At 68.4% G+C, this 7,238-nt stretch carries 8 protein-coding genes; 5 read left to right on the top strand and 3 right to left on the bottom strand.

The window, feature by feature from the left end; all coding sequences use genetic code 11:
- The 5 genes from ACIHA7_RS16690 to ACIHA7_RS16670 all read left to right on the top strand — a co-directional run.
- A partial coding sequence (locus ACIHA7_RS16690) for a hypothetical protein (protein ID WP_397290184.1) occupies positions 1–284 on the top strand: 284 nt, incomplete at its 5' end.
- Positions 281–1,450, top strand: a complete 1,170-nt coding sequence (gene cobT, locus ACIHA7_RS16685) for a nicotinate-nucleotide--dimethylbenzimidazole phosphoribosyltransferase (RefSeq protein ID WP_397290182.1) — start codon at positions 281–283, stop codon at positions 1,448–1,450. The genes ACIHA7_RS16690 and cobT, both read left to right, overlap by 4 nt.
- A complete protein-coding gene (locus ACIHA7_RS16680) occupies positions 1,447–2,127 on the top strand; it encodes a hypothetical protein (protein ID WP_397290180.1) in 681 nt (226 codons plus the stop codon). The genes cobT and ACIHA7_RS16680 overlap by 4 nt, the downstream gene beginning before the upstream one ends.
- Positions 2,124–2,864 carry an adenosylcobinamide-GDP ribazoletransferase gene (locus tag ACIHA7_RS16675; protein WP_397290178.1) on the top strand — a complete coding sequence of 247 codons (741 nt, stop codon included), beginning with the start codon at positions 2,124–2,126 and terminating at the stop codon, positions 2,862–2,864. Before ACIHA7_RS16680 ends, ACIHA7_RS16675 begins: the two co-directional genes overlap by 4 nt.
- A 303-nt stretch (positions 2,865–3,167) precedes the next feature.
- A complete protein-coding gene (locus tag ACIHA7_RS16670; protein ID WP_397290176.1) occupies positions 3,168–3,881 on the top strand; it encodes an MBL fold metallo-hydrolase in 714 nt (237 codons plus the stop codon).
- A gap of 128 nt (positions 3,882–4,009) precedes the next feature.
- On the opposite strand, the gene ACIHA7_RS16665 is transcribed toward ACIHA7_RS16670, so the two are convergent.
- From ACIHA7_RS16665 to ACIHA7_RS16655, 3 genes are all read right to left on the bottom strand, one after another.
- On the bottom strand, positions 4,010–5,107 hold the full coding sequence (locus tag ACIHA7_RS16665; protein WP_397290174.1) for a branched-chain amino acid aminotransferase: 1,098 nt from the start codon (positions 5,105–5,107) through the stop codon (positions 4,010–4,012).
- A gap of 267 nt (positions 5,108–5,374) precedes the next feature.
- Complete coding sequence (gene gcvT / locus ACIHA7_RS16660; RefSeq protein WP_397290172.1) at positions 5,375–6,475, bottom strand: glycine cleavage system aminomethyltransferase GcvT; 1,101 nt, start codon at positions 6,473–6,475, stop codon at positions 5,375–5,377.
- Positions 6,476–6,576: 101 nt separating this feature from the next.
- Positions 6,577–7,182, bottom strand: a complete 606-nt coding sequence (locus ACIHA7_RS16655; RefSeq protein ID WP_397290170.1) for a GNAT family N-acetyltransferase — start codon at positions 7,180–7,182, stop codon at positions 6,577–6,579.
- Between the last annotated feature and the right edge of the window lie 56 nt (positions 7,183–7,238).

Here is a 7,238-nt window from a genome sequence, read left to right as displayed (position 1 = left end):
ACGGCGGCAACGCGGTGCACGGCCCGCGGTCGCGAGCGCTGGCACCGATGGGTTGGGGCGGGTTGTCTGACCTCGGCGGCAACGCGGTGCACGGCCCGCGGTCGCGAGCGCTGGCACCGATGGGTTGGGGCGGGTTGTCTGACCTCGGCGGCAACGCGGTGCACGGCCTGCGGTCGCGAGCGCTGGGTTGGGGACGGCTGATGTGTGCGGCAATGCCCGCGCCGGGCAAGATTGAGCGACGTATGGGTGTATTGACCGTCCTTACCGGAAAGGCTCGACAGTGACACACGGATTTGGACCGGTGACGCCTCCTGACGCAGAGGTTCGGGCGGCGGCCGAGCGGCGGCAGGCGCAGTTGACCAAACCCGGTGGGTCGCTCGGACGGCTCGAGGAGCTCGGCAACTGGGTGGCGGCGTGTCAGGGCGTGTGCCCGCCGAAGCAGTTCGAGCGGGCCAGGGTGGTGGTGTTCGCCGGCGATCACGGCGTTGCGCGGCACGGGGTTTCGGCGTATCCGAGCGAGGTCACCGCGCAGATGGTGGCGAACTTTTTGAGCGGCGGAGCGGCCGTGAACGCACTCGCCGTCGTCGGGGGCGCCACCGTGCGCGTGGCGGACATCTCTGTGGACGCCGAGACCGATTCGCTCGTCGCCAGGCACAAGGTGCGTCGCTCCAGCGGTGCCATCGACCGCGCGGACGCGCTCACGCTCGCCGAGGTGGCGGCCGCACTCGCCGCCGGTAAGGCGATCGCCGACGAGGAGATCGACGCGGGCGCCGACGTGCTCATCGCAGGCGACATGGGCATCGGCAACACCACACCCGCCACCGCTCTCATCGCGACGCTCACCGACACCGAACCCGTCGCCGCCGTCGGCCGCGGCACCGGAGTCGACGACGCGGGCTGGGCGCGCAAGGTCGCCGCGATTCGCGACGCCATGCGCCGAGCCCGCCCGGTCGCCAAAGACCCGGTCGAGTTGCTTCGGGTCGCCGCGGGCGCCGATTTCGCCGCCATGGCCGCGTTCCTGGCGCAAGCAGCGACGCGCCGCACACCTGTCATCCTCGACGGCGTGGTCGTCACCGCCGCCGCCCTGGTCGCCGAAGACCTCGCCGCAGGCGCTTCGGCCTGGTGGCTGGCCGGCCACCGCTCCACCGAGCCCGCACACAACCTGGCCTTGCAGCGCCTCCGCCTGGACCCGCTCCTCGACCTCGACATGCGACTCGGCGAAGCATCCGGCGCCCTCACCGCCCTCCCCCTCCTCCGCGCCGCCGTCGCCACCCTCGCCGAGATGTCCACCTTCGCCGAGGCAGGCGTCAGCACCGCCGACACCGACACCGCCGACAACACCGACCTCACCATCCCCGCCGACACCGCCGACGCCCCCGGACTCACCGCACCCACCGACGCCGCCGACCTCACCGGCACCCCATCGGCCACACCGGATTTGCGGAAATGAGTGCCCGGCTGTCGTTGATCGAAGCGCCCGCGACCGGGTTCGCCGAGCCCGGCGGCAGCCACAACGCCCTTGTCACACAGCGCCTTCCAAGCACGGGCGTCGCGATCGGGCTCTACGCATCCATCGGCAACGATCACATCGGTGCGGCACAACCTCCGACGACCGCAGCCCGGGCGAAGTACACCGGGATCGACACCTCCAGGAGCGGCCACTGCCTCCTTACGGCACAGCGTCCTCCCACCACAGAACGGGTGACGTTAGCTGAACCCAGCGACGGCCTCGATGCCCTTGTCGCACAGCCCCTTCCAAGCATGGGCGCGTCGATCGGGCTCTACGCGTCAAACGGCAACGATCGCGCCGGTGCGGCACAGCCTCCGACAACCGCAGTCCGGGCGATGTCCACTGAGTGCGTTGAACCCGGCGACGGCCAAGGTGCGCTTGTCACACTGCGACTTCCAATTGCCGACTGGGCGACGCACACTGCGCTCGACGCGTCCAGCGGCAACCCACGCGCCGGCTCGGCACAACGTCCGCCAACCATCGAGCGGGCGACGGCCCCCAGTTTCGACGTTCCTATCGACGGCAATCGTGCCATTGCGGCACAGCATGGTTCGCTCACAGACCGGGCGACGTCGGACGGACCCCGTAGTTCGCGCTTGTCAGGTTCGCGAGCATGAACGGGCTACGACTAGCGGTGTCCTGGCTCACCGTCTTACCGGTGCGTGGACCGGAGACGGTCGATCGGGTAGCGGCCGGGCGGGCAATTGCGTTGGCACCGTTGGTCGGTGGACTGTTGGGTGCAGGGGCGGCCGGGCTGCTGTGGGTGCTCGGCTGGGTGGGGGCTAGTCCGATGCTTGCCGGGCTGCTGGTGGTCGGGGCGTTGGCGTTGATTACGCGGGGTATGCACCTGGACGGACTCGCCGACACGATGGACGGGCTCGGCAGCTATGGCCCACCCGAACGAGCCAGGCAGATCATGAAGAGTGGCGGCGCGGGACCCTTCGGCGTCGCAGCTCTCGTGTTCTCGATTGGTGTCCAAGCGGTTTCGTTCGCCGCCCTGGCCGAAGCGGATCGCTGGTTCGCCGTCGCCCTGGCGGTCACCGTCGGCCGCATCGCGGTAGTCCTCGCTTGCCGCAAGGGCATCGACGCCGCACCGGACACCAGCTTCGGCGCCCTCGTCGCCGGCACCCAACACCCGTTGACCGCCGCCCTGTGGTTTACCGCCGCTCTCACCGCCGCGATCTTCGCCACCCCGACCCACTGGCAAGGCCCCCTCGCCATTCTCATCGCCCTCACGGCCGCAACCATCCTCGTCCGCCACAGCGTCCGCCGCTTCGGTGGCCTCTCCGGCGACACCCTGGGCGCCACCATCGAACTGAGCGTCTGCCTCACCGCCGCCACCCTGTCCCTCTGAAGAACACGGCTTATCCCCGGCGCGCACATCGCTGCGGCCCCGTCCCATTGACGGTGACTCGTCTGGGCATTCCACCGACTGTCATGTCCGCACTCCGTCTGCACCTGAACGTCGGCCTCGGACTGCTACTCCAGCAGACATGCTTCCGGCGTCGCGAGAGTGGCGGTCACCACACTCTCCCTGTCCTTATCAAGCCCAACTGAGCGTTCGTCCAGTCGTTCTGCAGGACGCCACGTTCGGCGCAGCAAACAATTTGCGGCTGCGGCGCGCGGATCGTCTGGGTCGGGCAATAAGGTGGGCGGTATGTCTTCTGAGCGCTTGTATTTTCGCCAGCTGTTGTCGGGGAGGGACTACGCCGTCGGCGATCCGATTGCGACGCAGATGAGAAATTTCGCGTATCTGATCGGTGATCAGGAGACCGGCGAATGTGTGGTGGTCGATCCGGCCTACGCGGCGGCGGATCTGGTCGATATCGCCGAGGGTGACGGGCTACGGCTGACCGGCGTGCTCGCGACCCATCACCACCCGGACCATGTGGGTGGAACAATGCTCGGATTCACCCTCGGCGGTGTCCGCGAGTTACTCGAAAAGACAAGTGTCCCAGTGCATATCAACGCACAAGAGCTCTCCTGGGTGGCCAACGTCACCGGCATCGCACCGAGCGAACTGACCGGACACGAGCACGGCGACAAAGTCAGTGTCGGCACCTTCGAGATCGAACTGCTGCATACCCCGGGACACACGCCGGGCAGCCAATGCTTTCTGTTCGACGATCGCCTGATCGCCGGCGATACCCTGTTCGTCGACGGCTGCGGCCGCACCGACTTCCCCGGCGGCGACTCCGACGAAATGTTCCGCAGCCTGCGCTATTTGGCCGAATTGTCCGGCGACCCGGTCGTCTACCCCGGGCACTGGTATTCGCAGGAGCCCTACGCTCCGCTCTCCACTGTCCGGGACAAAAACTACGTCTTACGCCCGAAGACTTTGGACGAGTGGCACATGTTCATGCCCAGCTGATTTCGACCGGCGCGCGGGCGGGAAATCACCCGCCCTACCACCGCGCGCATCCAACGCCCGAGCTGATCGAGTGGCACACCATTGCGGCAATTCGCGAGAAACCCGCACGATGGTGTGCCACTCGCCGACTACATCGTGCGCATCCACCCGTGGATGTCGGCGAAGGTGCCACGCTGGATACCGGTCAGCGTGTCGCGCAGCGCCATGGTGACCTCGCCGGGCTCGCCACCACCGATGGTGAACTCACCGTCCGCGGACTGAACCCAGCCGACGGGCGTGATCACGGCAGCGGTCCCGCACGCGAAAACCTCGGTGATCTCGCCGGATTCGGCACCCTTGCGCCACTCCTCGACCGAAACCTTGCGCTCTTCGACCGGGAACCCGGAGTCGGCGGCGAGGGTGAGCAACGAGTCGCGGGTGATGCCGGGCAGCAACGCACCGGACAGCTCCGGGGTGACCAGCCGCGCCTCCGACCCGGACCCGAACACGAAGAACAGGTTGTTGGTGCCCATCTCCTCGACGTAACGGCGCTCGCACGCATCCAGCCAGACCACCTGGTCGCAACCCTGCGCCGTCGCCTCGGCCTGGGCGAGCAGCGAGGCGGCGTAGTTGCCTGCCACCTTGGCCTCGCCGGTGCCGCCGGGCGCCGCACGCACGTATTCGGTCGACAGCCACACCCGCACCGGCTTGACGCCGCGTGGGAAGTAGGCACCGGCCGGGGAGGCCATGAGCAGGTACTTGTAGCCGGCGGCGGGCTTCACGCCGAGCCCGGCTTCGGTGGCGAACATGAAGGGGCGCAGGTACAGCGAGTCTTCGCCGCCCGCGGCGGGCACCCAGTCGCGGTCCACCTCGAGCAGTTGACGCACGGACTCGATGAACAGCTCCTCCGGCAGTTCGGCCATCGCCATCCGGCGGGCGGAGCGGCGGAACCGCGCGGCGTTGGCGTCGATGCGGAAGCAGGCCACGCTGGCGTCGCCGTGCCGGTACGCCTTCAGCCCCTCGAAGATGGCCTGTCCGTAGTGGAAGACCATGGTCGCGGGGTCAAGGGGTAGCGGGCCGTACGGCTCGACGCGGGCGTTGGTCCACTCGCCGTCGGTGTAGTCGATCGAGACCATGTGGTCGGTGAAGAACCGCCCGAACCCGGGCGCCGCCAGTACCTCTTGTCGCCGCTGCGCCGGAGCGGGCGCGGGATGCGGGACACGGGCAAACTGTGCAGCAACGGTCATGTGCCTGATCCTAGCCAAGCCGCATTCAAGCTTTGCGCCCGATCGGCCACCGCACCGCAGAACTTCCCGCGACCCCCGCCACGCGCGCACCAAAATGCACCGTGCGCCCGAATTCGCCGCAGGAAACCACACCGGCCAGTACGCATTCTGCGCACTCACCAGCCCGCCACGCCGCGACTTTTCGCGCGACACGCCGTGTTCCGCGGCGCCCCGGCCCGCTGGCGGTACTAGCCGCGCGACAAATCCCGCGCGGCAAGCAACCCACACCTACTTCGTGTTGGTCTCCACGAAAGGCGGCCGGATGACCTCGCACCGCAGCCGACGTCCACGAACATCCACCTCGACCTCGGCACCGGGCTCGATGCCCGCCTCGGTGTCGAGCAGCGCAAGCGCGATGCCGATCTTGAGGGTCGGCGAAAAGGTGCCGGAGGTGGTCTCGCCGATCGGCTCACCGTCGCGCAGCACGGCCTGGCCTTGGCGCAGCACGCCGCGGTCGAGTGCCTTGAGCCCCAACAGGGTTCGGCGCGGCCCTGCCGACTTCTCCTGCTCCAGCGCGGCTTTGCCCCAGAACTCGGGCTTCTTCCAGCCGACCGCCCAGCCGGTGCGGGCCTGCACCGGCGAGATCTCCAGGGACAGTTCATGTCCGTGCAGCGGGTAACCCATCTCGGTGCGCAGCGTGTCACGCGCGCCGAGGCCTGCGGCCTGGCCGCCGGCCGCGCGGACCTGCTCGACCAGGGCACGGAACAGCGGCTCGGCGTCGGCCCAGCGGGGCAGCAGCTCGTAACCGTGCTCACCGGTGTAGCCGGTGCGGCACACGCGAACCGGGCGACCATCCCACTCGGCGTCGGCGTAGGCCATGTACTCCATGTCGGTGGGCAGGCCGAGCGCGGTGAGCACCTCGGTCGAGCGCGGACCCTGCACCGCGAACACGCCGTACTCGCGATGCTCATCGGTCACCGTGACACCCTCGGGCGCCACCTTCTGCAGCTCCGCGACCACCGCCGCGGTGTTGGCCGCATTGGGGACGAGGAAGATCTCGTCGTCGCTCACGTAGTAGGCGATCAGGTCGTCGATCACGCCACCGTCGGGCGCGCAGCACAGCGTGTACTGCGCCTTGCCCGGCCGGATCCGGCCGAGGTCATTGGTGAGCGCCGAGTTCACGAAGGCCGCCGCGCCCGCACCGCGCACCGTCGCCTTGCCGAGATGGCTCACGTCGAACAGTCCGACCGTGGTGCGGACCGACTGATGTTCGGCCACCGTCCCCTCGTAGGAGACGGGCATTTCCCACCCGCCGAACGGTGCGAAAGTCGCCCCCAGCTCGACGTGTACACCATGGATAGGGCCTTGCAGCAGGTTCGAGTCGGTCACCCGGCGAGCTTATCCGCCACCCGCAACCGCCGTCCCCACTCCCGCCCCGACTCCGTCTGAGTCCTCAGACGGAGCCGGTCGAGCGGGACGCTCGAATCAACTCACCCGCGGAACCACATCGGACGGATGGTGGGTCCGTTCTCGGGGAGGTCGTAGGTGGTGCCGGTCGCCGCGAACCCATTTCGGGTGTAGAGCCGGGCGGATCGCTCGGTGCTCGCCTCGAGGTAAGCGGGCAAGCCGGCCGAGGAAATTGCCTTGGTCCGGTCGGCGAGGATCGCGCCACCCGCCCCTTTCCCGCGATGCTGCGGCACCGTGACGATCACCTGCAGATACCAGTGCGGAAACTCCCGGGGATGCGAGCTCGCGAGGAGATCGCTCAGCACGGCAACCCGCTGCAGCGGACGCACATCGGGCACACTCGCGGCCATCGCGCGTGCCTCGACGGCCTCCGCCTCGAACCGCTCCATCGAATCCACCCGCTGCCAGATCGACACCGCCCAGATCTCCGATTCGGTACCGGCGAGCCAGATCTGGTCGTCGCGCAACGCGCGGTCGATGAGACCGGGCACGTACTGCGGGGTGAACTCGTCGACGGGATACCCGTCGAGCACCCACTCCGTCACCACCTCGTCGGGGCTGGCGATGCTGTACGCCGCGATCACCGCGTCGCGATCCTGCTCGCCCGCCCGCCGAACCGTGATTTCCATCCGCTGACCCTTTCGTCGTGAACACCGTGTGCTTCCGCCAAGGTAGGCAGGTCAAA

Source organism: Nocardia sp. NPDC052316 (genome assembly GCF_044547795.1).
In the GTDB taxonomy this organism is placed as follows: domain Bacteria; phylum Actinomycetota; class Actinomycetes; order Mycobacteriales; family Mycobacteriaceae; genus Nocardia.
This window is presented reverse-complemented; position numbering and strand designations above follow the sequence as displayed.